Source organism: Arthrobacter sp. MDT2-16, assembly GCF_054510925.1.
In genome coordinates, this window is sequence record NZ_JBTNDP010000001.1 from 731441 (window position 1) to 757458 (window position 26018).

Sequence of the window (26018 nt, forward strand, 5' to 3'; positions counted from 1 at the left end):
CGAGCGGGGTGAGTACCTGTCAGCCGCGGGGCCGCAGGTCGTAGATCCGCTTGAGCTTGCCGCTGGAGCGCACGAGTGAACCCTGCTCGACGAGCGTGACGGCGCATGTGGAGCCGATGTGCGTCTTGATCTGGTGGCGGAGCTCCTCGGCGGCCGCGAGGGCGTCGACCGCGCTGACGCCCTCGCGCGGTTCCACCCGGATGGTCAGCTGGTCCATCCGCTGCCCCTCGGGACGCGTGAGTTCGAGCTGGAAATGCGGGCTCAGGGCCGGGATGCGCAGCGCCAGTTCCTCCACCTGCGTGGGGAAGAGGTTCACGCCGCGCACGATCACCATGTCGTCGCTGCGGCCGGTGATGCGCTCCATCCGGCGCATGCCGGGACGTGCGGTGCCGGGCAGCAGGCGCGTGAGGTCGTGCGTGCGGTACCTGATGATGGGCAGCGCCTCCTTCGTCAGGGACGTGAAGACGAGCTCGCCCGCGGTGCCGTCGCCCTGCACCTTCTCCGTGAACGGATCGATGATCTCGGGCCGGAAGTGGTCCTCCCAGACATGGGAGCCGTCCTTGGACTCCACGCACTCCCCCGCGACACCCGGGCCCATGACCTCGGACAGTCCGTAGATGTCGCACGCGTCGAAGCCCATGCGCCCCTCGAGTTCCTGCCGCATGCCCTCGGTCCACGGCTCGGCGCCCAGCACCCCGGCCTTCAGCGTGGTCGACGACGGGTCGATCCCCGCCGCGGTCATGGCGTCGAGGATGGTCAGCAGGTACGTGGGGGTGGCGAGGATGGCGTCGGGCTCGAAGTCGCGGATCAGCTGGACCTGCCGCTCGGTCTGGCCGCCGGAGATCGGGATGACGGTGCACCCGAGGCGCTCGGCGCCGGCATGCGCCCCCAGGCCGCCCGTGAACAGCCCGTACCCGTAGGCGTTGTGGACCTTCCAGCCGGCCTTCACGCCCGAGGCGCGCAGCGAGCGCGCCACGAGCGACGCCCACCGGTCGAGGTCGCCGGCGGTGTACCCGACGACGGTCGGCTGGCCCGTGGTGCCCGACGACGCATGGACGCGCGCCACCTGCGCCTGCGGCACCGCGAACATCCCGAACGGGTAGGTGCTGCGCAGGTCCTCCTTGGTGGTGAAGGGGAACTTCGCCAGGTCCGTCAGCTCCCGGAGATCGTCCGGGTGCACGCCGGCGTCGCCGAACTTCCGCCGGTAGAGGGGCACGTTCGCGTAGGCGTGCGTCAGCGTGGCCCGGAGACGCTCCAGCTGCACCGCCTCGAGGTGGTCGCGCGACCACGTCTCCTCCACGTCGAGCGTGGCGGGATCCGCGGCCGAAGCCCGGAGGGGAAGGGTGGTCATGGCTGCTCCTTCGCAGAGTGGGGCGGGGGTTCGTGTCGGTGTGTGGCCATCAGAGGACGGACCCGACGGCGCGGGCCGCCTCGGCCAGGCGGGCGCCGATCTCCTCGACCGGCCGGTCGCTGCGGAGATAGACGACGGCGAGCGCGGCGGGGAGCTGGCCGCGGACCAGGATGGGGGCGGCGACGGAGCTGACGCCGGGGATCACCTCGTCGCGGCTCACCGCGTATCCGGTGGCCGCGGCGATCCTCGACTCCTCCCGGTAGGGCTCCCCCGGCGCGAGGTGCTCCCATCGCGCCTCGGTCAGCGCGGACTGGATGGCGATCCCGGGCGCACCGGCGTCGAACCTGTGGCGTGAGCCGGGCCGCTGCACCAGTGCCCCCTCGCCGTGGGGCGGCTCCACGGCCACGAGCGTGACGCAGTGACGCCTGTCCCGGACGGCGATGAAGGCTGTCATCTGCAGCTCGGCCGCCACCGCCGTGAGTTCCGGCAGGGCCGCGGTCTGCAGCCTGGGCGCCACTCCCCGGGCGAGGATCGCCAGGCCGGGTCCGGCCTGGAACCTCCCGCCCGCGTCCCGCACCACGAGGGAATGCTCCTCGAGGGTGCGCAGGATGCGATAGGCGATGGACCGGTGGACACCCAGCTCGTCGGCGATCTCCGCCGTCGTCCGCCCGTCCGGCTCCTCCGCGAGGATCTCCAGGGTACGGAGTCCGCGCGACAGGGTCTGGGAGGCCGGGGCCGCCGCCGGACTGTCCGCCGTGCGCATGTCAGGCGAACGCCCGGCCCGCGTGCCCGTCCAACGCCGCACCGGCCCGCACGTCGAGGAGCGGGGCGAAGAAGGCGGCGAGGCCCGCGGTGTCGTCGACGGGCAGCACGTGCGCCACGTACTGGTCGGGGCGGACGACGACGACGGCGCCGGCGCGGTCGATGCCGCGCAGGTCGAAGATGTCCGCGGAGGGGTCCGCGGCGTACACCTTCTCGTAGTCGGTGAGTCCGAAAGGCCCGGTGGCGGGCTTGAACTCCGGAGGGACCCGCCCGATGTCCACCCGTGTGTGGTCCTGCTGGTAGACCACCTTCACGTCGAACCAGGCGTCGCGGTCCGCGCCCTCCGGTGTCGCGGCGAGCGGCGAGTCCGGGGAACTCCCCACCCATGCGGCGAGATCAGCCACCTTCGACACCCCACCCGGCTCGGCGGGGTCGGCGAAGACGTAGATGCGCCAGCGTCCGTCCGCCGTCGCGTGGTGCCCGAGGTGCATCGGGACGCCGTCGCACACCCGCACCACCGGCGCCGACTTGAAGCGCTTGCCGATCGGGAAGCCCGTGGCGAGGTCCTGGTGCGCGGGCTCCGCGACGAGGAGGGAGGGCGCGTACTGGGTGCGGAAGCCCGCCGGGAACTCGGCGGTGCTGACGTAGAAGTCCTCGAGCTCGGACGGGTCGGCGAAGTCCTCGGGCTTGCGGGCCATGAGCGCGGACCACTCCTTGTCGAACTCGATGAGGTCCTTCGCGACCACCTGACGCTCGGCGGAGTACGTGGCGAGCAGGGCCTCGGGGCTGCGCCCCTCGAGCACGTGCCCGAGTTTCCAGCCGAGGTTGAAGCCGTCCTGCATGGAGACGTTCATGCCCTGGCCGGCCTTCGCGCTGTGCGTGTGGCAGGCGTCGCCGGTGATGAAGACCCGCGGCGTGCGGGTGCCCGCCTCCTCCGGCAGGACGTCGTCGAACCTGTCGGTCAGGCGGTGGCCCACCTCGTACACGCTGTGCCAGGCGACGTTGCGCACGTCGAGGGTGTAGGGGCTGAGGATGGTGTTGGCCCTCGCGATGATCTGCTCGATCATGGTGCTGCGGATGGCACCCTTGGTCGCCGGGTCCACCTCGCCGAGGTCCACGTACATGCGGAACAGGTGCCCGCCCTCGCGCGGGATGAGGAGGATGCTGCCGCCGGAGCCCGACTGGATGGCGCACTTGCGGCGGATGTCGGGGAAGTCGGTCACGGCGACGGCGTCCATGACGCCCCACGCGTGGTTGGCCTGGTCCCCGGCGAGGCTGCAGCCGATGGCCTGGCGGACCATGCTGCGGGCGCCGTCGGCCCCCACCACGTACCTGGCCCGGACTGTGCGCTCCTCGCCCTCGCGTTCCCCCGCGGTGTGCACCAGGGTGACCGTGACCGGGTACTCCCGGGCGTCGTCGACCTCCAGCCCGGCGAACTCGAAGCCGTAGTCGGGCTCCATGCGCGTGGGCGCGTTCCGCATGAATTCGGCGAAGTAGTCGAGGACGCGCGCCTGGTTGACGATCAGGTGGGGGAACTCGCTGATGCCGGTCTCGTCGTCCTCCGGGCGGGCCGTGCGGATGATGCGGGAGGGGTCCGCCGGATCCGGCTTCCAGAAGGCCATCTCGACGATCCGGTAGGCCTCGTCGGTGATGCGCTGGGCGAAGCCGAACGCCTGGAAGGTCTCGACGCTGCGGGCCTGGATGCCGTCGGCCTGGCCGATGGCGAGCCTGCCCGGGCGCCGTTCCACGATCCGCGTGGTGATGCCGGGGAACTGCGAGAGCTGTGCGGCGGTGATCATGCCGGCGGGGCCGGTGCCGATGATCAGGACGTCGACCTCGTCGGGCAGCTCCTGGGGGCGGTCGAGACCGACCCCGGCTGCAGGCCGGACCCGGGGGTCACCCGAGACGTAACCGTGGTGGTGGAATTGCACGGGCTTCCTCACTTCGTCGTGGTCGTGCCGCTACCGCTGTGTTCGATAATCGAACACAGCGTTCTACTATCGTGACGCCGATGCTAGCCGGGGAGGACCCGGGACTCAAGGGTGCGGGTCCTGCACAGAACCTGCCGTTATCCTTCGCGCCACTGCCCGGCCCCGTCGACGGCCGTGGGGGATGATGGGAGGACCCCGACTCCACTCCTGATGATCGGGGCGTTCCGGGCGACCGCCCGGAAGCAAAGGCAAACCCGGTGCGAACCGGGGACGCAAAGCCACGGGACCCTCCGGGTCAGCCGGGCTACCGAACCCGTGAAGGCGTCAATCATGGTCTCCCCCCTGCCCGTCTCCCGATCATCGTCAGCAGTCCCAGCCACGGCGGACCGGCACTCCGTCCTGCGCGTTCTCCTGCTGATCTGCGGTGTCATCCTCTTCTCGGCAGGCGGTCCTCCCGCCGCGCAGGCTGCCGCGTCCATCAGCCTCAGCAGTACGACGGGACCGACGGGAACATCCGTGACCGTCACCGGAGCGGGATTCCCGAAGAACACCAAGGGCTCGATCACGGACGGAGCAACAGCCACGGCGATCAGCACCAACGGAAAGGGCTCCTTCCTGTCCTCGGTCGTCATCGCACCCGGGCCCTCCGTCGTCACGATCACCGCGACCGCCGGTTCTGCATCGGCGTCGTCCGTGTTCACGGTCACCGCCCCCGCACCGACGCAGGAGCCGGAGATGCGGGGGAAGGACATCAGGTTCGGTATCGGCACCAACGGTGGACCGGCAGCGGGAGCGGAGATCGATGAGGTAGCAGCCCTCGCCGGAGAGGCACCCTCCCTGGTGCTGTCGTACAAGGATTTCAACCAGGCCCCGCCCCTCGCCGAACTGGATGCCGCCCGGGCCCGGGGCGCACAGACCCTGCTGACCTGGGAGCCATGGTCCTGGGGAGGTGGCACCGACCAGCCTGCCTACTCCCTCGACCGCATCGCGGCCGGCGACTTCGACGCCTACCTCCGCCAGTGGGGGTCCGCCCTGGGGCAGTGGGGCCAGCCGGTGTACCTGCGCTTCGGACACGAGATGAACGGGGACTGGTACCCGTGGGCCGAAGGAGTCAACGGCAACGGTGCCGGCGACTACATCGCCGCGTACCGTCACGTCCACGACGTCGTCGCCTCGACCGGCGCTTCCAACATCCGCTGGGTGTGGAACCCGAACGTCCCCTACTGGGGTTCCACGCCCCTTCCGGAGCTGTACCCGGGCGGCGACTACGTCGACGTCGCGGCACTCGACGGCTACAACTGGGGTACCTCGCAGACGTGGAGTGCCTGGCAGGAACCGCAGGCCCTGTTCGGGGAAGGATTGTCGCAGGTGAGGTTCCTCGCACCCGGCAAGCCGGTCATGATCGCCGAGACCGCGTCCTCGGAGGTCGGCGGATCGAAGGCGGCATGGAATACCCGCCTCTTCGACTACCTCTCGGCGCAACCCGACGTCATGGCCGTGATCTGGTTCCACATCGACAAGGAAGCCGACTGGCGTATCAACAGCAGCGACGCCTCGGCCGACGCTTTCAGGACGGCTCTGGCCAACCGGCGCTAGTCCCTTCCGCACCGGCCCGCGCCCGCCTCCGTGTGCTGGAGGCGGGCGCGGGTCTACGCCAGAGGCCCACCGCAGGTCGGAGGCTCCCCGGCGAAGCGATACCAGTCGGGGAGCGCCGCGGTGAATTCGGACCGTATGGCCGCATCCTCCACCGCCGTCCAGTCCTCGGGGTGGAAGACCTGGTCCCACCAGACGCGTTTGATGTTCAGGGGTAGGTGCTGCCCCAGTGGTAGAGGGACATGCCCACCCAGTCGACGGCGTCGCCCCCCGGATGATAGGGCGCGTAGGGATCGTCATCGGACGTCAGGACTCCGTCACCGGTGACGTCTAGGTCGGAGAACCCCGCCGCGCCGGGCAGCGCTTCGTGCGCACCGCCGGCGAAGGGGAAGTCCGCGAAGGTGACAGCCACTGCAGGGTGCCGGCCCAGCTCCTCCGCACACTGGGCGAGAGTCTCCCGACCCCACTCCGGGTTCACACCCATCAGCGTCCCGTCAGCCGGGGCAGGCCTGCTCCCGTCGGGAGGCTCACAGGGAGACGCGGCGGCATTCAGATTGCAAGCCGACAGGGAGAGGAGGAGCGCAGGAAGCATCCGCCTGAGACGTGAGACCACCCCCTCGATCTACTGGCGGCTTCCTGGTGCCACCCGTCGCCGGGCGGGTGTCGCCCGATCCCGGCAGTGTCGGTGTGGTCTGCGACAGGTCGACCGCCTGTCCGGTCCTGACCGGGCTCGAGCAGGGAACGACGACGACGCCGTGCGAAAAGCATCCGCCCCTTGACGCGCCCTCGACCGCCTGCCTACCCTTCGTATACGATTTGGTACTCGATGAGGAGTCGCGGGTGGAACTGGTTGACGATCGGCTTCTGGCCGCTGCCCGCAAGGTCATCGCGGTCCACATCAACTACCCCAGCCGGGCCGCCCAGCGCGGCCGCACGCCCGAGCAACCGTCCTACTTCCTGAAGCCGTCATCGTCGCTCGCCCTGTCCGGGTCCGCCGTCGAGCGACCGGCCGGCTGCGAGCTGCTCGGGTTCGAGGGCGAGATCGCGCTCGTCATCGGCACGTCCGCCCGCCGGGTCTCCCCCGCCGATGCCTGGCGCCATGTCGGATGGGTCACCGCGAGCAACGATCTCGGCGTCTACGACCTGCGCTACGCCGACAAGGGCTCGAACCTGCGCTCGAAGGGCGGCGACGGCTTCACACCCGTCGGTCCCGGCCTCCTGCCCGCCGATGCCGTCGACCCCGGGGACCTCAGGATCCGCACCTGGCTCAACGGCACCCTCGTGCAGGACGACACGACGGCCGACCTCCTCTTCCCGTTCTCCCGGCTCGTCGCGGACCTGTCGCAGCTGCTGACCCTCGAACCCGGCGACATCATCCTCACCGGCACACCCGCCGGGGCCTCCGTCGCGGTCCCGGGTGACGTCCTCGAGGTCGAGGTCGGCGCGGGCGCTCTCTCCACCGGGCGGCTCAGTACCCGCGTGAGCGAGGGCGCGACGCCGCTGGGCGACTTCGGGGCCCGGCCCCGGGCCGACGACGTCCAGCGCGAGGAGGCCTACGGGTCGCGCGAGGCCGCAGGGCTGCCCGTGGCCGGGCCGCAGGTGGTGCTGACACCCGAGCTGAAGGCGACGCTCGAGAGCGTCTCCACCGCCACGCTCTCCTCCCAGCTGCGCAAGCGCGGCCTGAACAACGTCAGCATCGACGGCCTGACCTCCACCCGGCCAGGGCAGCGCGTCGTCGGCCTCGCCCGCACCCTGCGCTACGTCCCCAACCGCGAGGACCTCTTCAAGCAGCACGGTGCAGGCTACAACGCCCAGAAGAGGGCGATCGACACGGTGAACGAGGGCGAGATCCTCGTGATGGAGGCCCGCGGAGAGAAGGGCACCGGCACCGTCGGGGACATCCTCGCGCTGCGCGCCCAAGTGCGCGGAGCCGCGGCGATCATCACCGACGGTGGCGTCCGGGACTTCGCGACGGTGGCCGCGATGGACATGCCCACCTTCTACGCCAACCCGCACCCTGCCGTGCTCGGCCGCCGCCACATCCCGTGGGACACCGACGTGACCATCGCCTGCGGCGGAACCACCGTCCAGCCCGGCGACATCATCGTGGCCGACGCCGACGGCATCCTCGTGATCCCGCCCGCCCTCGCCGTCGAGCTCGCGGAGGATTCGGTCGCGCAGGAACGCGAGGAGACGTTCATCGCCCTCATGGTCGCCGAGGGGCACGGCGTGGACGGCCTGTATCCGCTGAACGCCGCCTGGCGGGCACGGTACGAGACATGGCAGGCGGGCCGGTCCGGTGACTGAGGTGGCCGGGACCCCGCAGGACACCGCGGAAGGCAGCAAGTCGCAGCGGGCCTACACCGCCGTGACGGCGCGGATCGTGGACGGCACCTACCCGCCCGGGCACCGCCTCGTCCTTGCGGCGATCGCGCAGGACCTCGGCGTGAGCGTCGTGCCCGTCCGGGAGGCCATCCGCCGCCTCGAGGCGGAGGGCCTGGTGACCTTCCAGCGCAACGTGGGAGCCACCGTCGCGGGCATCGATCCCACCGAGTACCTCTACACGATGCAGACCCTGAGCCTCGTCGAAGGTGCCGCGACGGCCCTGTCCGCCCCGCTCATCGGGCCGGAGGACATCGTCCGTGCCCGTGCCGTCAATGAGGAGATGCGCACCTGCCTGGAGCACTTCGACCCGGTGCGGTTCACGCGGCTGAACCAGGACTTCCACGCCATCCTCTTCGAGCACTGCCCGAACCCGCACATCCTCGACCTCGTGCACCGCGGCTGGAACCGGCTGGCGTCCCTGCGGTCCTCGACCTTCCGCTTCGTCCCGGGCCGTGCCCGCGCATCGGTCGAGGAGCACGACGCCCTGCTCGTGCTCATCGAGGCGGGCGCCGACGCCGACGCCATCGAGCGCTCGGCCCGCGCCCATCGCAGCGCCACCCTCGACGCCTACCTGGCGCACGCCCAGGACACCCGCCCTTGACCGCACGCACGCCCAGACCACCGTCCAGAACCACCGTGAGGACCCACCGATGACCACCACCGGCACCGCGACCGAGCAGTACATCCCCGAGGGGCTGCCCTCCTCCATCCAGCACTACATCGGCGGCCGTTTCGTGGACTCCGTGAACGGGGCCACGTTCGACGTCCTCGACCCCGTGTCCAACACCCCCTACGCCACGGCGGCCGCCGGGCAGCAGGAGGACATCGACCTCGCCGTCGCCGCCGCCCGCGAGGCGTTCACGAACGGCCCGTGGCCGCGGATGAAGCCCCGTGAGCGCGCCCGGGTGCTGAACCGGATCGCCGATGCCGTGGAGGCCCAGGAGGCACGGCTCGCCGAGCTGGAGACGTTCGACACCGGCCTGCCCATCACCCAGGCGAAGGGCCAGGCGTTGCGGGCGGCCGAGAACTTCCGCTTCTTCGCGGACCTGATCGTGGCGCAGTTCGACGACGCGATGAAGGTCCCCGGTTCGCAGATCAACTACGTGAACCGCAAGCCCATCGGCGTCGCCGGGCTCATCACCCCGTGGAACACGCCCTTCATGCTGGAGTCCTGGAAACTTGCCCCCGCCCTGGCCACGGGTAACACGGTGGTCCTCAAGCCCGCCGAGTTCACCCCCCTCTCCGCGTCGCTCTGGGCGCAGATCTTCAAGGACGCCGGGCTGCCCGACGGCGTGTTCAACCTCGTCAACGGACTCGGGGAGGAAGCCGGGGACGCCCTCGTGAAGCACCCCGACGTGCCCCTGATCTCCTTCACGGGCGAGACCACCACGGGTCAGACGATCTTCCGGAACGCCGCGGCCAACCTCAAGGGACTCTCGATGGAGCTCGGAGGGAAGTCGCCCTGCGTCGTGTTCGCGGACGCCGACATCGATGCCGCGATCGATTCGGCCCTGTTCGGGGTGTTCTCCCTCAATGGGGAGCGCTGCACCGCCGGATCCCGCATCCTCGTGGAGCGTCCCGTGTACGAGGAGTTCTGCGAGAAGTACGCCGCGCGGGCGAGGACCATCGTGGTCGGCGACCCGCACGACCCCAAGACAGAGGTCGGTGCTCTGGTGCACCCCGAGCACTTCGAGAAGGTCGCCTCCTATGTCGAGATCGGCAAGACCGAGGGCCGCCTGCTCGCCGGCGGCGGACGCCCGGAGCACCTCCCGCACGGCAACTACATCGCCCCCACGGTGTTCGCGGACGTCTCCCCCGATGCGCGGATCTTCCAGGAGGAGATCTTCGGCCCCGTCGTCGCCATCACCCCCTTCGACACCGACGAAGAGGCCCTGGAGCTGGCCAACAACACCCGCTACGGACTCGCGGCCTACGTGTGGACGAAGGACCTGACCCGCGCCCACACCTTCGCCCAGAGCGTCGAGGCCGGGATGGTGTGGCTCAACAGCCACAACGTCCGCGACCTCCGCACGCCCTTCGGCGGTGTCAAGGCCTCCGGGCTCGGCCACGAGGGCGGCTACCGTTCCATCGACTTCTACACCGACCAGCAGGCCGTGCACATCACCCTCGGCACCGTCCACACGCCGAAATTCGGCAGCATCGACGACTCCGCAGCCAACGAAGGCTGACCCACCCTTCCGCTCGACGAAGAGAGATTCCCCATGGCCAACCCCATCCCCACGCCCTCGGTTCCCGCCCCGGACATCGTGCGCTGCGCGTACATGGAGATCGTGGTCACCGACCTCGCGACGTCCCGTGAGTTCTACGTCGACGTCCTCGGCCTGCACGTCACCGAGGAAGACGAGAACACCATCTACCTCCGCTCGCTCGAGGAGTTCATCCACCACAACCTCGTGCTGCGAAAAGGACCGGTCGCCGCCGTCGCCGCCTTCGCGTACCGCGTGAAGTCACCCGCGGAGGTCGACGCCGCCGAGGCGTACTACCGCGAGCTCGGCTGCCGCACGGAGCGGCGCCGGGACGGCTTCACCAGGGGCGTGGGCGACTCGGTCCGCGTCGAGGACCCGCTGGGCTTCCCGTACGAGTTCTTCTACGACGTCGAGCACGTGGAGCGCCTCACCCAGCGCTACGACCTCTACTCGGCCGGCGAGCTGGTACGCCTGGACCACTTCAACCAGGTCACCCCCGATGTGCCGCGGGGACGTGCCTACCTGGAGGACCTCGGTTTCCGCGTCTCCGAGGACATCCAGGACTCCGACGGCGTCACCTATGCCGTGTGGATGCACCGCAAGCAGACCGTGCACGACACCGCCCTGACCGGCGGCAACGGTCCCCGCATGCACCACGTCGCGTTCGCCACCCACGAGAAGCACAACATCATCCAGATCTGCGACAAGATGGGCGCCCTGCGCATCTCCGACCGCATCGAGCGCGGACCCGGCCGGCACGGCGTCTCCAACGCGTTCTACCTGTACATCCTGGACCCCGACGGTCACCGCATCGAGATCTACTGCCAGGACTACTACACGGGCGACCCGGACAACCCCACCATCACCTGGGACGTCCACGACAACCAGCGCCGCGACTGGTGGGGCAACGCCGTCGTCCCGTCCTGGTACTCGGAGGCGTCCCTCGTGCTCGATCTCGACGGCAATCCGCAGCCCGTCGTCCAACGCGAGGACAGGAGCGAGATGGCGGTCACGGTCGGCGCGGACGGTTTCTCCTACACGCGCAGGGATGACGGCGGCACCCCTGCCGAGGGCTTCAAGCTCGGCTCCCAACTCTGACCAGGCCCCCACCGACGGAAAGGACGCCGATGCTCGACACCCAGGCCATCAGTGCCATCGCCGACGAACTGCTCGACGCCGCCCGTACACGCACGCCGGTGCCGCTGCTGACCGCCCGCTACCCCGACATGACGGTGGAGGACTCCTACGCCGTGCAGCGGCTCTGGCGGCAGCGCAACGAGGACGCCGGCCGCACGCTCGTGGGCCGGAAGATCGGGCTGACCAGCAGGGCGATGCAGGCGGCCACGGGCATCACCGAGCCGGACTACGGGGCGATCTTCGACGACATGGTCCTCGAGACCGGCTGCTCCGTGGCGTGGGACGCCTACACGAAGCCGCGGGTCGAGGTGGAGCTCGCGTTCGTGCTGAAGAACGACCTCGCCGGGCCCGGCTGCTCGATCTTCGACGTCCTCAACGCCACCGACTACGTGGTGCCGGCCCTGGAGATCCTCGACTCGCGCATCGAGATGGAGGGCCGCACCATCGTGGACACCATCTCCGACAACGCCGCCATGGGCGCCATGGTGGTCGGCGGCAGGCCTGTACGGCCCGACGCCGTCGACCTCCGCTGGGTCTCCGCGATCCTCTACAAGAACCAGGTGGTGGAGGAGACCGGGGTGGCCGCGGGGGTCCTGGATCACCCGGCCGCCGGTGTGCACTGGCTGGCCAACAAGATCGCCGCCCACGGTGACGGGCTGACGGCGGGCGAGATCATCCTCGCCGGGTCCTTCACGCGCCCGCTCTGGGTGGAGAAGGGCGATACCGTGCACGCCGACTACGGACCCCTGGGAGCTGTGACATGCCGCTTCGCCTAGGCCCCACCTTCGCCGGCGCACTGGCCGCCGCCGACCGGCCGCTCGCCGGCATGTGGGTGTGCTCGGGCAGCCCGCTCGTCGCCGAGATCTGCGCCGGGTCCGGACTGGACTGGTTGCTCGTCGACGCGGAGCACAGCCCCAACGGCCTCGAGTCGATCCTCGCCCAACTGCAGGCCGTCCACGGCTACCCGGTGCACACGCTCGTCCGGCCGCCCGTCAATGACACCGTGCTCATCAAGCAGTACCTGGACCTGGGCGTCCAGAACCTCCTGATCCCGATGGTCAACTCCGTCGCGGACGCCGAGGCCGCCGTCGCTGCCACCCGCTACCCGCCCGGAGGTGTCCGCGGCGTCGGTTCCGCCCTGGCGCGCGCCGCCCGCTGGAACCGTGTCCCCGAGTACCTGATGGGTGCGTCCGCGACGATCAGTGTCACCGTGCAGATCGAGTCGACGGCAGCCGTCGAGGCGGTGGAGGGCATCCTCGCGGTCGACGGCGTCGACGCGATCTTCGTCGGCCCCTCCGACCTCGCCGCGTCCATGGGACTGCTCGGCCAGCAGGAACACCCGCAGGTCCGCGCCGCCGTCGAGCACTGCCTCGTCGCGGCCGCCCGGTCCGGGAAACCGTCCGGCGTCAACGCCTTCAACCCCACGACGGCGCGCCACTACCTCGACGGCGGGGCGTCCTTCATCCTGGTCGGCGCCGACGTCGCCCTCCTCGCCCGCGGCTCCGAGGCCCTGGCCGCCGCGTTCATCCCGGCCTCCGACGACGGCGCACCGGGGAGTTACTGATGCGCCGGGAAGCTCTCCCTCAGCCTGCGGTGGACCTCCGCCGCTGATGCAGCTCCCACGGCCGAGCCGTGGGCCAGTTCCGCCGCCCGGGTGGCCCCGACGCCGAGGCGGATGGGAATCGACAGGTCGAGCAGGTCGACCGCCAGCAGCACCTCGACCGCGAGGAGGTCCGCGAGGAGTCCGACGGCTTCCTCGGTCCTCCTGACCGTCAGGACCGCGCCCGTGGCGTGATCCTCGATGCCCCGGTCCAGGACGGTCGAGTCCAGCGTCGCGGGAGCGGCCGACTGCCTGAGGGCCGTGAAGGAGGCCGACGCCGCGTACCGGAGCTGGATGCCCGGCAGGGACGCCGGGCCCATCGGCAGCGGTGGAGCGCCGTGGTCCAGGACGTCCATGACCGCGTCCCACAGGTGGCTCATACGCCGTTCGCTGAGCTGCCCTGCATGGACGAGGGCCACGCGCAGGGCGTCGAAGGACACCGCCATGACCATCGGGTGGAAATTGCCGTTGCTGATCACGGTACCGGTGTCGACGTCGGCCAGGGGGTTGTCGCTCGCGGAGTTCAGCTCCACGTCCACGGCCCGCTGGGTGGTGCCGAGGAATTCCCGCAGAGCGCCGTGGACCTGCGGGACCACCCGGAACGAGAGCGGGTCCTGGACGGACCGTGGTCCCGTGGCGTCCATCAGCGCGCCGCCCTGCAGGAGGTCCAGGATGTGCGCCGCAGCAGCGATCTGCCCGCGGTAGGGTTTGGCACGGCCGACGGCCGGCAGCACGATGGACGGATTGCCGCCCGTCGCCTCGAGGGACAGGGCTGCGGCCTCGTCGGCGGCATCGGCGATCCGCGCGACCTGGGCGGTCACGAGGGCACCATGCCCGATGGAGACCCCGTTGGAGGAGATCAGCGCGAGGCCGTCCTTCCCGTCGAGCCGGAGCGGGGGGATCCCCGCACGGTGGAGCGCCTCCCCGCCCGGGAGGGTCTCGCCGTCGTACTCCCCCGTGCCGGTCCCCACGGCCACCTGCGCGATGCCTGCCATATGGCCGACGTCCGCGGCCCCGACGGACCCCGTCGAGGGCAGGACCGGATGGACTCCTGCGTTGAGCATGGACACCAGGGTCTCGGCTGCCGCGAGACCGGCCCCGGAGCCGCCCCGCGCCATGCCGTTGACGCGCACGATCATCGCCGCGCGGACGATCTCCGGTGCGAGCGGCGGACCGAACGCGCCTCCATGCGTGGCCACCAGCATGTGCTGCTGCCGTTCGCGTTCCTCGTGGCGGATCTGCTGGTCCTTGCCATGACCGACGTTCGTGGTGAGGCCGTAGATGGACGTCCCCGATGCCAGCGCCTCGTCGATCAGTGCGCGGCCGGCGGCGATCCGCGCCCGTGCGGCGTCGCCGATCCTCACCTCCGCGCCGGCCACGACGGACAGGACCTCGTCGATGGACAGGGGATGAGCGTCGACGATGACGTGGTCCACATCGCCTCCCGGGCTCTGGTCCGCTGGTGATTCCTCTGAACGTGGTGGCGACACTGTACTCCTGCCCGACAGCCGAGCGGGAGGCCCCCGGTTCCCCTCGGGTCGTCAGCAGCCGGCAGCAGATCCGCCCTCGGCAGCGCGCCATTGTCCGGGCAGGACACCGGGACGAGGGTGGGGTCATGACTGATGAACGCAGACCCACATCCCTCGACGACACCCTGACCCAGCAACTCATGGGCCACCGGATCCTGCTGCTCGGCACCGAGCTGGACCAGGAGGGTGGCAACCGGCTGTGCACGCAGCTGATGCTGCTCTCCGCCGAGGACCCGCAGCGCGACATCAGCCTGTGGATCAACTCCCCCGGCGGTTCGGTGCCCGCGATGCTCGCCATCCGCGACGTCATGCGCCTCATCCCGAACGACGTCTCCACCGTGGTGCTGGGCCTCGCGCTGAGCGCCGGGCAGTTCCTCCTGAGCGCCGGCACGCACAGCAAGCGGTTCGCCCTGCCGCACGCGCGTGTCCTGCTCCATCAGGGATCCGGAGGGATCGGCGGGACCGCGATGGACATCGCCATCCAGGCCGAGGACCTCCGCCACACGCGGGACACCGTGCTCGGGCTCATCGCCGCGGACACCGGACAGCCGGTGGCCCGGATCACCGCCGACTCGCAGCGCGACCGGTGGTTCACGGCGGCGCAGGCCCGCGACTACGGGTTCGTGGACCGGATCATCGACCATCTCGACGACATCCGGCCCGGCCGCCGCCCGGCCGTCAGTCTGGGGGCCGTGCGATGAGCGCCTACACCATTCCCTACGTCACGGTGCGGCACGGCAACGGGTCGCAGCAGACCCTCGACGTCTACAGCAGCCTGCTGTCCGAGCGGATCATCTACCTCGGTACGCCACTGGACGACGGTGTGGCCAACGCGCTCATCGCGCAGCTGCTCCACCTGGAGTCCGTGAGCGCGTCGCTGCCGATCGACCTGTACATCAACTCACCGGGCGGGTCCATCAGCGCGATGCTGGCCGTGTACGACGCGATGCAGTACGTCACTCCGCCGGTCCGCACCACGTGCATCGGGCAGGCGACCTTCACCGCGGCGGTGCTGCTCGCCGGTGGTGAGCACGGTGCCCGCTCGATCCTGCCGCGGGGGCGTGTGGTGCTGCACCAGCCGACCATCGAGACGGGACGGGGCACCATCCCGGACCTGATCCTCGAGGCCGACGAGGTGGAGCGGATCAAGGCCCTGCTCGACGAGCTCCTGGCCCGCCACACGGGCAGGACCGTGGAGGACATCCGGCGGGACACGGACCGGAACCTCGTCCTCGACGCCGGACAGGCGGTGCTCTACGGGGTGGTCGACCACGTGGTCGAGTACCGGAAGACGGAGCTGCCGGCGTAGGGGCGGCTCACGGTTCGGGCAGGGTCAGGCGGCGAGGTTCACCCGGGGCGAGCCGCCCTGCGCCATCCGCGTCGTGGCATGCGAGCTGAGCGTCCGTACCGTGACGCCGAGCGACCGGGCGACGGCCGCGAGGATCTCCGAGGAGGCGTCCTTGCGTCCGCGTTCGATCTCCGAGAGGTACTGCGGCGAGATGGCCGCGCGGGTTGCCACATCCGTCAGCCGCTCACCGCGGTTCTGGCGGAGCTCCCGCAGCACGTCGCCGTACGCCTCGCGCAGGAGCGGTTCGCGTCCCCGTCCGACGGTTTCCGGAGGCCCGGCCGGCCTGTGCTGCTCCCGCGGCGGGGTGTCCCGCCGTCGTGCGGTGGTTGCAGGTGTCGGGAAGTACAGGATCTCGCCCATGCAGTCGAACTGTAGTCCCGTCGACGCCGGATGGGGGACCGCTCTGCTCAGAGCAGAGCGGTCCCCGGGGCTCGACCCCGGTTCCGGGGCCGATGAGGGCCCCGACGACAGCCCGGGTTCAGGCGGTCCTGCGCCGGTAGGTGATGGTCGCCGCGGCGTAGGCCAGGACCAGGAGGCCGAGGGTCCATGCCAGGGCGGTCCAGATGTCGCTGCTCACCGGCTGCTGTGCGAGCAGGTTCCGGATGGTGTCGACGATCGAGGTGACCGGCTGGTTCTCCGCGAACCAGCGCACCGGTCCGGGCATGGAGTCCGTGGGGGCGAAGGCCGAACTGACGAACGGGAGGAAGATCAGCGGGTAGGAGAACGCGCTCGCGCCGTCGACGGTCTTGGCGGACAGGCCCGCTATCACCGCCATCCAGGTCAGGGCCAGGGTGAAGAGCACCAGTATGCCCGCGACCCCGAGCCAGGCGCCGAGACCGGCCGACGAGCGGAAGCCCATGAGGAGCGCGACGCCGATGACGATCGCCAGCGACACGAGATTCGCGGCGAGCGAGGTGAGGACGTGCGCCCACAGCATGCTGGAGCGGGCGATGGGCATGGACTGGAAGCGCTCGAAGATGCCGCTCTGCAGGTCGAGGAACAGCCGGTAGGCGGTGTACGCGACGCCGGAGGCGATCGTGATGAGCAGGACACCGGGCAGCAGGTAGTTCACGTAGGAGGTGGACCCGGTGTCGATCGCCCCTCCCAGCACGTAGACGAACAGGAGCATGATCGCCACGGGCATGATCGCCGTCGTCACGATCGTGTCCATGCTGCGGGTGATGTGGCGCAGGGACCTGCCGGTCAGGGCGGCGGTGTCACCGACGAAGTGCGTGCTCATCAGGAGTCCTTCCGGGTCCGCTGGTCCGCCGCGGTGCCTGCGGTGCCGGTGATCGCGAGGAACACGTCCTCGAGGGTGGGCTGCTTCTCGACGTACTCGATGCGGGCGGGTGGAAGGAGCTGCCTGAGGTCGGCGAGTGTGCCATCGGCGATGATCCGGCCCTCGTGCAGGACCGCGATGCGGTCGGCGAGGTGCTCGGCCTCGTCGAGGTACTGGGTGGTCAGCAGCACCGTGGTGCCCTGCCCGGCCAGCTCACGGACCGCCCGCCACACCTCGAGCCTCGCCTCGGGGTCGAGGCCCGTGGTCGGCTCGTCGAGGAAGATGACCGGCGGGCGGCCGATCAGGCTCATAGCGATGTCCAGGCGGCGGCGCATGCCGCCCGAGTAGGTCGCCGCCTTGCGGGTACCCGCCTCGGTCAGCGCGAAGCGCTGCAGCAGGTCGTCGGCGATCGTGCCCGGGTCCTTCAGGTGCCGCAGCTTCGCGACGAGCACGAGGTTCTCGCGTCCGCTGAGCACTTCGTCGACGGCCGCGAACTGTCCGGTGAGGCTGATCGACTCCCGGACCTCGGCCGCCTGCGCGGCGACGTCGAAGCCGTTGACGCCGGCGCTCCCGGCGTCCGCGGAGAGCAGCGTGGACAGGATCTTCACCACGGTGGTCTTGCCGGCGCCGTTGGAGCCGAGCAGCGCGAAGATACTGCCGCGTGCGACGGCGAAATCGACCCCGCGCAACACGTGGACCTCCCTGTACGACTTCTCGAGGCCCCGCACCTCGATGGCCGTGGCCGGTGTGCTCATCGCGCGCCTCCCCGCTCCGCCTCGTCGATGGCCCTGGCGAGGCGGTTCCGTTCCTTGCGGATCCAGCTCCCGCCGTCGTAGTTCTCCATGAACGAATCGGCGAACTCCGCCGGGTCCGCGCCGACGACGTCCCGGATCGGTGTTCCCGCCGCGACGCTCTGCTCGAGCAGGTCCGCGAGATCGGTGAGCATCGCGATGAGGCTCTCCCCGTTACCGCTCGGGCCGAGGTTCAGGAGATAGCGCTCGAGTGCGAGCGCTGCCTCACGGTAGCCCTCGGGCAGCTGCCGGACGCGTTCCCTGTACTCCCTGTAGCGCTTCTTGTCGCCGAGGTCCCCTACGATCTTCTCTATCCACATGGTCATGCCCCTTCGTCGCGGAGCTGTTCGAGCCGGTCCGAGAGGAAGCTCCAGGTCCTCCAGAACTCATTGAGGTATTCCTGCCCCTGTGCGTTGAGCGAGTACACCTTCCGCGGCGGGCCCTTCTCGGACGGGACCTTCTCCACGTCCACGAGTCCCCGCTGTTCGATGCGGATGAGGAGCGCGTAGATGGTCCCCTCCGCGATGTCCGTGAACCCCTGATCCCGGAGCCACGTGGTGATCTCGTACCCGTATGCCGACCGGCCGGCCAGGATGGCCAGGACGATCCCTTCGAGGGTGCCCTTGAGCATCTCCGTCGCCTGCTTGCTCATGGTGCCCCTCCAACTACTCAGCGTCGCTTGGTACCGCTACAACGTAACACTAGGTACCGGTACTTAGCAATAGGAGGTACTGTCGACGTCACCGCGCCGCGGGATGCCGGACGCCACTTCAACGGCATGAGTCCGCTGCACGCATGCGGAGACAGAAGGCAGGGTGGACCGGGCGACGGACAGTGGCGGCTTCTCAGCATGACTCGTGCCGCGGTGATGCCGTGAGCGCCGCTATGCGCCGTGCGATCCAGGCGACTGCCTCGTCCTCGGAGGTGAAGCAGCCAGTCGGGCGCACCGCCGTCCGGGCCCCTCCGGCGAGGACCTCGTCGTGAGGCCATGGGCCGCGTCGCGGCCGGAGATCACGGATCCCTCCACCCACTGCAGGTGCTGGATGCCATCCGGACGCAGGCTCACCCACGCCTTGCCGCCGGCTGCCCGCACGCATCGAAGCCTCCGGCCTCGCCCCATCACTGCGAAGACTACGTGTCGGGATCGGCAGGGACCGGTGACGACGCCCGTTTCCCCGCCGCCCCTGCGCTGAACCCCTGAAGCGGCCGCACCGCCGCGGTGGATGGCCCCGGGGGCGCGACGCCGATCAGGTGAAGGGGAGCCCTACAGCTGGTCCTCGAGGTGGAAGACCTCCTCGAGCCGCACGAAGCCCTCGTCCGGCCGGCCCTCCAGCGCCACGAAGAACGGGGACATCTCCGCCTGCCACCGCGCGTTGACCTCGGTACCCGCCATGGCGGCCTGGGAGGCGGCGAAGTCCTCGCACTCCACGTACCCGATCAGCAGCCCGTCCGGGCGCAGGAACAGCGAGTAGTTGTTCCACCCGGTGTCCTTCAGGGCCCGTGCCATGTCCGGCCAGATGGCCGCGTGGCGTTCGCGGTACTCGGGGATCCGCTCGGGGCGGACCTGCAACTGGAAGCACACGCGTTCCATGGATCTCCGTTCTACGTCGGTCGAGAAAAAGTCAGAGAGTCACGTGGCGGTGCTCGACGCCGAGGAGGGACGCCGCCGCCCGGACGTCGCCTGCGCGGTGGCCCACGCACAGCGCCCAGTGGTGGCCGATGCCCGTCCGGCTCCACTCGTCCACCCACAGTCCGGGGTCCCCGCCGAAGTCCACGCGGGAGGTCGTGTTGCCGATCGTGAGCAGCGGGCCGGGCACCACGGTGCCCTCGGAGGTCACGAAGACGTAGGAGCCGTCCGGGTCCTGGCCGATCCCGAACGTGGTGACGGGCCCGTGGCGCACGTCGAACTCCACCGAGACGCCCCAGCCGCGCTTGCCGTGGTAGACCCCGAGCCCGCGCAGCAGGGGGTCGGCGGCGCTGACCGCGAGATGGGCCGGTCCGTCGTGGCCCATCTCCACCACGTTGTCGAAGAAGTTGAGCGCCTGGATCTCCGTGAAGGAGCCGCCGGCACCCATGGCCTGCGCCGCCAGCATGGCGATGGAGGTCCGCAGTTCGTACTCGCCCGCCATGGGGACGCCACGCGCGGTGAGGATCGAGGCACCGAGGATCATTCCCGCCCCGAGGCGTTCGTGCTGCTCCCCCGCGAGGCCGCGGTGGTAGTAGGCGAGGGAGTCGAGGTCGAACTCCGTGACGAGCCGGTCGAGCCCCACCGAGACCTTCGCGCCCCACGCGAAGTCGTCGTCGTCCACCGACCCGTCCACGGTGAAGAGGCTGCGGGCCAACGCCATGCGCTCGCGGACCTGCCCGTCCGTCACCTCACCGACGAACTCGCGCAGGTCGTCGAACTCGACCACCTCCACGTGCGAGCCGAACGTCGTCGAGACGGTGGTGGAGTCGGTGGAGACGTCGAGCATGCCCGGGTACACGTGCCCCATGAGCCCGTGGCGGGCGTGCCGCAGCCTGCCGCGCACCGCTGCCGCGTGGACCCACTGGTCGATGCGCTCCCACGCGGACTCCTGCGTGAGGTACCCGGACACCGACCGGAACGGGATGCCGGCGCGCCTGAAGACGTTCGCGACCTCGGGCACCGGGCACTGGCCGCAGTACGCGAGCCACTTGCCGGTGTCGAAATTGGCATGGTCCATGGCCTCGGTGGGCTGCAGGTCGATCACGAGGACCGGGGTCTGGGAGCGCTGCGCGATCGGCAGCACCATCGACGACGTCAGGTAGGTGGTGAGGAAGATGACGATCAGGTCGCAGTCCGCGCGCCTCAGCTGCTCGGCGGCCACCGCCGCCTCGCGGGCGTCGGAGACGAAGCCGACGTCGGTCACGTCGGCGTCGAGCGCGGTGAACCGATCGGTGACGTAGCGGGCCGATTCCTGCAGCTGCGGCAGGAGATCGGGGAACTGCGGCCAGTACGCGCCGAGCCCGCCCGAGACGAGCCCGAGCCGGGTAGGACGGCGGCGGATCGGCTCGAGCAGTCCGGACAGCGCGAGCGGGGCGGAGGACGAGACCGGGGAGTCGCTGGTCATGGGTGCTCCTGGGACGGGCGGGACGGGGGCAGGGGGACGGACGAGGGCGGGGCGCCCGGAAGGAGCGCCCCGCCCGTGCGACTAGAAGTCGTAGTCGTCGATGTTCTCCGCGTTGAACACGGTGGGCGGGCCCACCAGCACGATCCCGCCCTCGCCGACCTCGCGCTCGCCGAGCTCACCGGCCTCGAAGGAGTCGCCGACCTCGCCGGTGATCGAGCCGTCGGCCAGCGCCTTGCCCGCGAAGGCCGCCACGTAGCCGAGCTGTGCCGGGTCCCAGAGGGCGAACTCGGAGACCGTGCCGTCCTTGACGAACGGCCGCATCTCGTTCGGCAGTCCGAGCCCGGTCAGCGCCACCTTGCCCTTGTACTCCGACGTGGAGAGGTACCGCGCCGTCGCGGCGATGCCCACCGTCGTCGGCGAGATGATGCCCTTGAGGTCCGGGTAGGCCTGCAGCAGGCCCTGGGCCTCCTGGAAGGACTTGGTGTCGTCGTCGTCGCCGTACACCTTCGCCACGAGCTCGATGTTCGCGTAGTCGGGGTTGGCGGCGAGCTCCTCCTCCATGAACTTGATCCATTCGTTCTGGTTGGTGGCGTTGGCGGTGGCCGAGAGGATCGCGATCTCGCCCTCGCCGCCGATCTGCTCCGAGATGAGCTCGAGCTGAATCAGGGCCACGTCCTTGGCGTTGACCTGGCTGACGAAGAGGTCGCGGTAATCGGGGTTGGTGTCGGAGTCGAACGCGACGATCTTGGCACCCGCGGTGCGGGCTTCCTCGAGGGCGGGCCCGACGGCGTCGGGATCGTTGGCGGCGATCACGATCACGTTGGTGCCGCGCTGCGTCTCGGCGTTGATGAAGGACACCTGGCTGGAGGCGCTGGCATCCAGCGGGCCGACCACCTCGGAGGAGACGAACCCGGCCTCCGTCGCGCCGTCCTCGCCGCCGCCCAGCACCACGTCGGTGTAGGGGTTGTTGAGCTGTTTGGGGATGAACGTGATCGTCTGCTCGCCGTCCGCTCCTGCGCCGCCGCCTTCCGTGCCGCCGCCACCCTCGGTGGCCGCACCGCCACCGCAGGCACTGAGGACCAGCGCGGCGCTCGTCGCGAGAGCCGCGAACGCCGCCCGGCGCCGGGTGGATCCGGAATGAATAGACCTCATCGTTTTTCCTTTCGAAGGGCGCTGGGAACCAGACGCCGGGTGCAACCCCAGGGGGACGGCCTAGGGAAGTGGTGCTGCGCGGACCTGCCTGGCATGGCGTGCCCGCTGGACGGCGGCGGCGATGTTCGGCGCCACCACGGAGAGGATGAGAAGGGACCCCGTCACGATGATGAGGACCACCTCGGAGACGCGGTCCAGTTTGAGCGCGTAGTTGATGGTGCCGATCAGCAGCACACCGGCGAGCACGCCCGGGATGGACCCCTTGCCGCCGAAGATCGAGACGCCGCCCAGCAGCACGGCGGCGATGACCGCCAGCTCGAGTCCGCTCGCGTTGTCGCTGCGGGCGCTCGAGTAGCGGAGCGTCCAGTAGATGCCGGCGAGCGCCGAGACGGTCCCGGTGGCCAGGTAGAGCACGAACTTGGAGCGGGCCACGTCGATGCCCACGAAGGTCGCGGCCTCCCTGCTGTATCCGAGGGCGAAGAGCCCTCGGCCGAACGGCGTGAAGTGCAGGACGACGGCGAACGCGATGATCAGCACCACCACGCCGATCATCACCGTGGGGATCCCCGTGCCGCCGATCTTCGAGGTGAAGAACGACGTGAGCCCGGGCGGGAAGTTCGCCACCGCGTTGTCGCCGATCACCACGAGGGCGAGGCCGCGGAACAGGGCGAGCGTGCCGATCGTGACGGCGAGGGACGGCAGACCGAGATAGGCGATGAGCACCCCGTTGAACGCGCCGGCCATGAGGCCAGCGAGGACGCAGATCACCAGGACGAGCGCGATCGGCATGCCGCCCTGCCAGAGGACGCCCATGAGGGCGCTGGTGAGCCCGGCGATGCTCGCCACCGAGAGGTCGATCTCGCCGGAGATGATCACGAGCGTCATCGGCAGGGCGATGAGCAGCGTGGGGATCACGTCCAGGAGCAGGAAGCCGACGGTGACGGGCGAGGCGAAGCGCGGGATGGCGATGCTCGCGTAGAGCACGACGACGACGAGCACGTAGATCATGATCGCGTCGCGTCCGAGCAGGACCCGCGCGGCGCCCGTGCGGCCCTTGGGGACGGCGAGCACCTTGGTGGTGTCCGCCTTCCCCGCGGCGGGCCGGCGCGTGCTCTTCTCCTCGGAGGTCCTCGTACCTGGGGCGGCCATGCGCTTGCCTCTCACTGGTTTCTCCGTCGGGCCCTGCTCGGGATCGACGGCGGTCCGGGAACGCGACGGATCAGACATTGCGGGCCTCCGCTATGCGCAGCTTGCGGGCCGACCGCACGCTGGCGATGCGGTCGATGACCACGGCCGCGAGGATGAGGATGCCCACGATGGCCTGCTGCCAGAACTTGTCCACCCGCAGGGCCGTCAGGGCGCTGGTGATGGTGGTCAGCAGGAGGGCGCCGATCGTGGCGCCCACCACGGTGCCGCTGCCGCCGAAGATCGCGACGCCGCCCACCACGGCCGCTGCGACGACGTCGAGCTCGAGTCCGGAGCCCGTCGTCGCGCCCACCGAGTTGAAGCGGCTGGCGTACAGCACGCCCGCCAGTCCGGCCAGCAGGCCGTTCACCACGAAGGCGAGGAGGACCCGGCGGGTGACGGGGATGCCGAAGAGCCGGGCGGCGTCGGGGTCGGAGCCGATGGCGTAGAGGTCGCGGCCGGGTCTGGTCCCGAGCATGTACACCGCGACGATCGCGACGACGACGACGGCGATCAGGGTGATCACGGGGAACCCGAGGATCGTGTCCACGGACAGGTTGCCGAACGCCTCGGGGCGGTCACCGGCGAAGTACTGGGTCCCGCCCGCCCAGGCGTTGTTGATGCCGCGGAAGATGTACAGGGTGCCGAGCGTGATGACGAGGGCCGGGACCTTCGCGATGGTGATCAGCAGGCCGTTCAGGGCTCCGAGCACCGCGCCGAACAGCATGCCGAGCACGAACACCGCGATGATCGGCAGGTTCGGGGCGGCCACGAAGATGCTGCCGGTGCCGAAGGCCACGAGTCCGAGGATGGAACCCACCGACAGGTCGATGTTCCGGGTGATGATCACGAGGGTCTGGCCGACGGCGAGGATCATCAGGATGGTCGCGTTGAGCAGGAGGTCCTTGATGCCCTGCTCGCTGAGGAACAGCGGGTTGAGGGCCGCGGTCACCGCCACGAGGATCACGAGGGCGAGGATCACCGGGAGTTCGCGGAGCCTGAGGAAGGAGGCGAGCGGCGAAGGACGGGAGTGCCCGGGGGTGGGGTGCGCGGGAGCCGCGCCTACCGTGCGGTCGAGGCTCATCGCGAGGACTCCAGGGATGCGGTGGCTGCGTGCATGACGGTCTCGGCGGTGGCCTCGGACCGGTCGAGGTGGCCGGTGATCCGGCCCTCGCGCATGACCAGCACGCGGTCGGCCATGCCCAGCACCTCGGGGAGCTCGGAGGAGATCATGAGGATCGCGATCCCCCGCCCGGCGAGCTCGGACAGGAGCCGGTGCACCTCCGCCTTCGTGCCGACGTCGATCCCGCGGGTGGGTTCGTCGACGATGAGCAGCTTCGGATCCGTCGCGAGCCATTTCGCGAGGACCACCTTCTGCTGGTTGCCACCGGACAGGGTGGAGACGGCGTGCTCGGGAGAACCGGCCTTCACCTGCAGGCGCCTGCCCCACGTCTCGGCGGCCGCACGCTCGGCGCGGGCGCTGATGACGCCGAAGCGTGCGAGCGAGTGCCGGAGCGTCAGGGCGGTGTTGCGCTCGACGGACAGGTCCATGACGAGTCCCTGCTTGCGCCGGTCCTCCGGGACGAAGCCGATCCCGGCGTCGATCGCGGCGCGGGGGTCCCTGTGCCGCAGCGGCCGCCCGGACATCTCGACGGTGCCCGACTCGTAGCGGTCGATGCCGAAGACCGCCCGGGCCACCTCGGTGCGCCCGGCCCCCACGAGGCCCGAGAGTGCCACGATCTCGCCTGCGCGCACCTCGAAGTCGATGTCGTGGAAGACACCGGGCCGGGTCAGTCCGCGGACACGCAGGACGACCTCACCCGCCTGCGTCTCGGTCTTGGGGAACAGGGCGTCGATGTCGCGGCCCACCATCTCGCGGACGATCGCCTCGACCGACGTCGCATCCGTCTCGTGCGTGGCGATGTAGGTGCCGTCGCGCATGACGGTGATGCGGTCGCACAGTCCGAAGACCTCGTCGAAGCGGTGGGAGATGAAGAGGATGCCGCTGCCGGCGTCGCGCAGGCGGCGGGCGACGGCGAACAGGCGCTCCACCTCGACGCCGCTGAGCGCCGCCGTGGGCTCGTCCATGACCAGCACGCGGGCGTCCAGGGAGATGGCCTTGGCGATCTCGATGATCTGCTGGTCGGCGATGGACAGGCCTTCCGCCACGCGGTCCGGGTCGATCGGGACGCCGAGCTGGTCGAACAGCTCCTTGGCGCGCCGGCGCATCTCGAGGCGGCTGATGAGGCCGAAGCGGCCCTTCGGCTGGCGCCCGATGAAGATGTTCTCGGCCACCGTGAGATCGGGGAAGAGGGTGGGTTCCTGGTAGATGACCGAGATGCCGGCGGCCTTGCTGTCGGCGACGTTGCGGAAGCTGACGGCCCGCCCCGCCACGAGGAACTCACCGGCGTCGGGCTGGTGCACCCCGGCGAGGATCTTCACGAGCGTGGACTTGCCCGCCCCGTTCTCACCGACCAGCGCGTGGATCTCACCGGCGGCGAGGTCGATGGTGCCGTCAGCGAGGGCCACCACAGGCCCGAAGGTCTTCAGCGCTCCCCTGAGGCTCAGGACCGAGGCCCGCTCCGGAGCGGTCGGATCTGTGGCTTCGCTGCCACCGTCGAAGTGCGTCACTGCGACTCCTCAGGAAAAATGAATCGTTTCAGAGCATCGGTTCAC

General features: G+C 70.1%; 25 protein-coding genes and 1 riboswitch. Of the genes, 9 read left to right on the top strand and 16 right to left on the bottom strand.

Annotation, left to right across the window (positions count from 1 at the left end):
- Window positions 1-19 precede the first annotated feature (19 nt).
- Genes ACX80N_RS03605 through ACX80N_RS03615 form a run of 3 tightly spaced genes read right to left on the bottom strand, consistent with a single transcriptional unit; the run spans window position 20 to window position 4044 of the window.
- Window positions 20-1351 carry an AMP-binding protein gene (locus ACX80N_RS03605; RefSeq protein WP_459338298.1) on the bottom strand — a complete coding sequence of 444 codons (1332 nt, stop codon included), beginning with the start codon at window positions 1349-1351 and terminating at the stop codon, window positions 20-22.
- Between the two features lie 49 nt (window positions 1352-1400).
- On the bottom strand, window positions 1401-2114 hold the full coding sequence (locus ACX80N_RS03610; protein WP_459338299.1) for an IclR family transcriptional regulator: 714 nt from the start codon (window positions 2112-2114) through the stop codon (window positions 1401-1403).
- A 1-nt stretch (window position 2115) separates the two neighbouring features.
- A complete protein-coding gene (locus tag ACX80N_RS03615) occupies window positions 2116-4044 on the bottom strand; it encodes an FAD-binding monooxygenase (protein ID WP_459338300.1) in 1929 nt (642 codons plus the stop codon).
- Window positions 4045-4281: 237 nt separating this feature from the next.
- Window positions 4282-4356: riboswitch (cyclic di-GMP riboswitch) on the top strand.
- Between the two features lie 18 nt (window positions 4357-4374).
- Between ACX80N_RS03615 and ACX80N_RS03620 the strand changes: the two genes are divergently transcribed.
- Complete coding sequence (locus ACX80N_RS03620) at window positions 4375-5640, top strand: glycoside hydrolase family 26 protein (RefSeq protein WP_459338301.1); 1266 nt, start codon at window positions 4375-4377, stop codon at window positions 5638-5640.
- A gap of 205 nt (window positions 5641-5845) precedes the next feature.
- Here the strand turns inward: ACX80N_RS03620 and ACX80N_RS03625 are convergent, their stop codons facing one another.
- The gene (locus tag ACX80N_RS03625; RefSeq protein ID WP_459338302.1) at window positions 5846-6049 is read right to left on the bottom strand and encodes a hypothetical protein; all 204 of its coding nucleotides are present in this window, start codon (window positions 6047-6049) and stop codon (window positions 5846-5848) included.
- 428 nt (window positions 6050-6477) lie between these two features.
- Between ACX80N_RS03625 and ACX80N_RS03630 the strand changes: the two genes are divergently transcribed.
- From ACX80N_RS03630 to ACX80N_RS03655, 6 genes are read left to right on the top strand one after another with little or no spacing between them, the layout of a single operon-like run.
- Window positions 6478-7944 carry a fumarylacetoacetate hydrolase family protein gene (locus ACX80N_RS03630; protein ID WP_459338303.1) on the top strand — a complete coding sequence of 489 codons (1467 nt, stop codon included), beginning with the start codon at window positions 6478-6480 and terminating at the stop codon, window positions 7942-7944.
- Complete coding sequence (locus ACX80N_RS03635; RefSeq protein WP_105031873.1) at window positions 7937-8623, top strand: GntR family transcriptional regulator; 687 nt, start codon at window positions 7937-7939, stop codon at window positions 8621-8623. The genes ACX80N_RS03630 and ACX80N_RS03635 overlap by 8 nt, the downstream gene beginning before the upstream one ends.
- Window positions 8624-8672: 49 nt before the next feature.
- Window positions 8673-10211, top strand: a complete 1539-nt coding sequence (hpaE, locus tag ACX80N_RS03640; RefSeq protein WP_459338304.1) for a 5-carboxymethyl-2-hydroxymuconate semialdehyde dehydrogenase — start codon at window positions 8673-8675, stop codon at window positions 10209-10211.
- Between the two features lie 33 nt (window positions 10212-10244).
- Window positions 10245-11327 carry a 3,4-dihydroxyphenylacetate 2,3-dioxygenase gene (gene hpaD, locus ACX80N_RS03645; protein ID WP_459338305.1) on the top strand — a complete coding sequence of 361 codons (1083 nt, stop codon included), beginning with the start codon at window positions 10245-10247 and terminating at the stop codon, window positions 11325-11327.
- Window positions 11328-11356: 29 nt separating this feature from the next.
- Complete coding sequence (gene hpaH, locus ACX80N_RS03650; protein ID WP_459338306.1) at window positions 11357-12142, top strand: 2-oxo-hept-4-ene-1,7-dioate hydratase; 786 nt, start codon at window positions 11357-11359, stop codon at window positions 12140-12142.
- A complete protein-coding gene (locus ACX80N_RS03655) occupies window positions 12127-12930 on the top strand; it encodes an HpcH/HpaI aldolase family protein (RefSeq protein WP_459338307.1) in 804 nt (267 codons plus the stop codon). Before hpaH ends, ACX80N_RS03655 begins: the two co-directional genes overlap by 16 nt.
- Here ACX80N_RS03655 and ACX80N_RS03660 read toward each other — a convergent pair.
- The gene (locus ACX80N_RS03660) at window positions 12924-14402 is read right to left on the bottom strand and encodes an aromatic amino acid ammonia-lyase (RefSeq protein ID WP_459338308.1); all 1479 of its coding nucleotides are present in this window, start codon (window positions 14400-14402) and stop codon (window positions 12924-12926) included. The two genes, ACX80N_RS03655 and ACX80N_RS03660, sit on opposite strands and share 7 nt — an antisense overlap.
- Before the next feature lie 179 nt (window positions 14403-14581).
- Between ACX80N_RS03660 and ACX80N_RS03665 the strand changes: the two genes are divergently transcribed.
- Window positions 14582-15196 carry a ClpP family protease gene (locus ACX80N_RS03665; RefSeq protein ID WP_459338309.1) on the top strand — a complete coding sequence of 205 codons (615 nt, stop codon included), beginning with the start codon at window positions 14582-14584 and terminating at the stop codon, window positions 15194-15196.
- Window positions 15193-15804 carry a ClpP family protease gene (locus tag ACX80N_RS03670; RefSeq protein ID WP_459338310.1) on the top strand — a complete coding sequence of 204 codons (612 nt, stop codon included), beginning with the start codon at window positions 15193-15195 and terminating at the stop codon, window positions 15802-15804. The genes ACX80N_RS03665 and ACX80N_RS03670 overlap by 4 nt, the downstream gene beginning before the upstream one ends.
- A gap of 24 nt (window positions 15805-15828) precedes the next feature.
- Here the strand turns inward: ACX80N_RS03670 and ACX80N_RS03675 are convergent, their stop codons facing one another.
- The 11 genes from ACX80N_RS03675 to ACX80N_RS03725 form a co-directional block, all read right to left on the bottom strand.
- Window positions 15829-16203, bottom strand: a complete 375-nt coding sequence (locus ACX80N_RS03675; RefSeq protein WP_459338311.1) for a helix-turn-helix domain-containing protein — start codon at window positions 16201-16203, stop codon at window positions 15829-15831.
- Window positions 16204-16321: 118 nt separating this feature from the next.
- The gene (locus ACX80N_RS03680) at window positions 16322-17083 is read right to left on the bottom strand and encodes an ABC transporter permease (RefSeq protein WP_459338312.1); all 762 of its coding nucleotides are present in this window, start codon (window positions 17081-17083) and stop codon (window positions 16322-16324) included.
- The gene (locus ACX80N_RS03685; protein WP_459338313.1) at window positions 17083-17877 is read right to left on the bottom strand and encodes an ABC transporter ATP-binding protein; all 795 of its coding nucleotides are present in this window, start codon (window positions 17875-17877) and stop codon (window positions 17083-17085) included. Before ACX80N_RS03685 ends, ACX80N_RS03680 begins: the two co-directional genes overlap by 1 nt.
- Window positions 17874-18239 carry a DUF1048 domain-containing protein gene (locus ACX80N_RS03690; protein WP_459338314.1) on the bottom strand — a complete coding sequence of 122 codons (366 nt, stop codon included), beginning with the start codon at window positions 18237-18239 and terminating at the stop codon, window positions 17874-17876. Before ACX80N_RS03690 ends, ACX80N_RS03685 begins: the two co-directional genes overlap by 4 nt.
- A complete protein-coding gene (locus ACX80N_RS03695) occupies window positions 18236-18565 on the bottom strand; it encodes a PadR family transcriptional regulator (protein ID WP_105031884.1) in 330 nt (109 codons plus the stop codon). Before ACX80N_RS03695 ends, ACX80N_RS03690 begins: the two co-directional genes overlap by 4 nt.
- A gap of 612 nt (window positions 18566-19177) precedes the next feature.
- On the bottom strand, window positions 19178-19504 hold the full coding sequence (locus tag ACX80N_RS03700) for an L-rhamnose mutarotase (protein ID WP_459338315.1): 327 nt from the start codon (window positions 19502-19504) through the stop codon (window positions 19178-19180).
- 31 nt (window positions 19505-19535) lie between these two features.
- Window positions 19536-21005 (bottom strand): arabinose isomerase, encoded by a 1470-nt coding sequence (locus ACX80N_RS03705; RefSeq protein WP_459338316.1) that lies wholly within the window; start codon window positions 21003-21005, stop codon window positions 19536-19538.
- A gap of 81 nt (window positions 21006-21086) precedes the next feature.
- The gene (rhaS, locus tag ACX80N_RS03710) at window positions 21087-22157 is read right to left on the bottom strand and encodes a rhamnose ABC transporter substrate-binding protein (RefSeq protein WP_459338317.1); all 1071 of its coding nucleotides are present in this window, start codon (window positions 22155-22157) and stop codon (window positions 21087-21089) included.
- 60 nt (window positions 22158-22217) lie between these two features.
- A complete protein-coding gene (locus tag ACX80N_RS03715; RefSeq protein WP_459338318.1) occupies window positions 22218-23306 on the bottom strand; it encodes an ABC transporter permease in 1089 nt (362 codons plus the stop codon).
- Between the two features lie 70 nt (window positions 23307-23376).
- A complete protein-coding gene (locus ACX80N_RS03720) occupies window positions 23377-24426 on the bottom strand; it encodes an ABC transporter permease (protein WP_459338319.1) in 1050 nt (349 codons plus the stop codon).
- The gene (locus tag ACX80N_RS03725; protein WP_105031891.1) at window positions 24423-25973 is read right to left on the bottom strand and encodes a sugar ABC transporter ATP-binding protein; all 1551 of its coding nucleotides are present in this window, start codon (window positions 25971-25973) and stop codon (window positions 24423-24425) included. The genes ACX80N_RS03720 and ACX80N_RS03725 overlap by 4 nt, the downstream gene beginning before the upstream one ends.
- Window positions 25974-26018: the final 45 nt, after the last annotated feature.

Excerpts from the sequence above, each read along its gene's own strand:
- hpaD (WP_459338305.1), top strand. The coding sequence starts at position 10,245 with ATGGCCAACCCCATCCCCACGCCCTCGGTTCCCGCCCCGGACATCGTG.
- ACX80N_RS03665 (WP_459338309.1), top strand. The coding sequence starts at position 14,582 with ATGACTGATGAACGCAGACCCACATCCCTCGACGACACCCTGACCCAG.
- ACX80N_RS03715 (WP_459338318.1), bottom strand. The coding sequence starts at position 23,306 with ATGGCCGCCCCAGGTACGAGGACCTCCGAGGAGAAGAGCACGCGCCGG.
- hpaE (WP_459338304.1), top strand. The coding sequence starts at position 8,673 with ATGACCACCACCGGCACCGCGACCGAGCAGTACATCCCCGAGGGGCTG.
- ACX80N_RS03675 (WP_459338311.1), bottom strand. The coding sequence starts at position 16,203 with ATGGGCGAGATCCTGTACTTCCCGACACCTGCAACCACCGCACGACGG.
- ACX80N_RS03700 (WP_459338315.1), bottom strand. The coding sequence starts at position 19,504 with ATGGAACGCGTGTGCTTCCAGTTGCAGGTCCGCCCCGAGCGGATCCCC.
- rhaS (WP_459338317.1), bottom strand. The coding sequence starts at position 22,157 with ATGAGGTCTATTCATTCCGGATCCACCCGGCGCCGGGCGGCGTTCGCG.
- hpaH (WP_459338306.1), top strand. The coding sequence starts at position 11,357 with ATGCTCGACACCCAGGCCATCAGTGCCATCGCCGACGAACTGCTCGAC.
- ACX80N_RS03680 (WP_459338312.1), bottom strand. The coding sequence starts at position 17,083 with ATGAGCACGCACTTCGTCGGTGACACCGCCGCCCTGACCGGCAGGTCC.
- ACX80N_RS03690 (WP_459338314.1), bottom strand. The coding sequence starts at position 18,239 with ATGACCATGTGGATAGAGAAGATCGTAGGGGACCTCGGCGACAAGAAG.
- ACX80N_RS03670 (WP_459338310.1), top strand. The coding sequence starts at position 15,193 with ATGAGCGCCTACACCATTCCCTACGTCACGGTGCGGCACGGCAACGGG.
- ACX80N_RS03695 (WP_105031884.1), bottom strand. The coding sequence starts at position 18,565 with ATGAGCAAGCAGGCGACGGAGATGCTCAAGGGCACCCTCGAAGGGATC.
- ACX80N_RS03655 (WP_459338307.1), top strand. The coding sequence starts at position 12,127 with ATGCCGCTTCGCCTAGGCCCCACCTTCGCCGGCGCACTGGCCGCCGCC.
- ACX80N_RS03605 (WP_459338298.1), bottom strand. The coding sequence starts at position 1,351 with ATGACCACCCTTCCCCTCCGGGCTTCGGCCGCGGATCCCGCCACGCTC.
- ACX80N_RS03610 (WP_459338299.1), bottom strand. The coding sequence starts at position 2,114 with ATGCGCACGGCGGACAGTCCGGCGGCGGCCCCGGCCTCCCAGACCCTG.
- ACX80N_RS03720 (WP_459338319.1), bottom strand. The coding sequence starts at position 24,426 with ATGAGCCTCGACCGCACGGTAGGCGCGGCTCCCGCGCACCCCACCCCC.
- ACX80N_RS03620 (WP_459338301.1), top strand. The coding sequence starts at position 4,375 with ATGGTCTCCCCCCTGCCCGTCTCCCGATCATCGTCAGCAGTCCCAGCC.
- ACX80N_RS03685 (WP_459338313.1), bottom strand. The coding sequence starts at position 17,877 with ATGAGCACACCGGCCACGGCCATCGAGGTGCGGGGCCTCGAGAAGTCG.
- ACX80N_RS03705 (WP_459338316.1), bottom strand. The coding sequence starts at position 21,005 with ATGACCAGCGACTCCCCGGTCTCGTCCTCCGCCCCGCTCGCGCTGTCC.